The 336-nt window shown below is 70.5% G+C and carries 1 protein-coding gene; it reads left to right on the forward strand.

Annotated elements, in window-relative coordinates:
* Window positions 1–336 (forward strand): polyketide synthase dehydratase domain-containing protein (locus ACLQ2W_RS33930; RefSeq protein ID WP_425791988.1); only part of this gene is annotated, 336 nt, incomplete at both ends.

A 336-nucleotide genomic window follows, 5' to 3' on the forward strand; every position in this document is an offset into this window, starting at 1 on the left:
GACGCTGCAGGCGCCGTTGGTGTTGCCCGAGCAGGGCGGGGTGCAGGTGCAGGTGTGGGTCGGTGATCCCGACCAGGATGGTCGACGGCCGGTCAACGTGTACTCCCGGGGAGAGGATGTGCAGGGTTCGTGGACTCGGCATGCCACGGGTGTGCTGAGCTCGCAGGCCGGTCGGGTTGCGGCCGGGTTGGAGCAGTGGCCGCCGGCCGACGCGCGGCCGGTGGCGGTTGACGGCTTGTACGAGCGGTTGGCAGACGGCGGGTATGTGTACGGGCCGGTGTTCCAGGGTGTACGGGCGGTGTGGCGTGCCGACCGGGATGTGTACGCCGAGGTGGC

Origin of the sequence: Micromonospora sp. DT227 (assembly GCF_049841835.1) — a bacterium.
In the GTDB taxonomy this organism is placed as follows: domain Bacteria; phylum Actinomycetota; class Actinomycetes; order Mycobacteriales; family Micromonosporaceae; genus Micromonospora.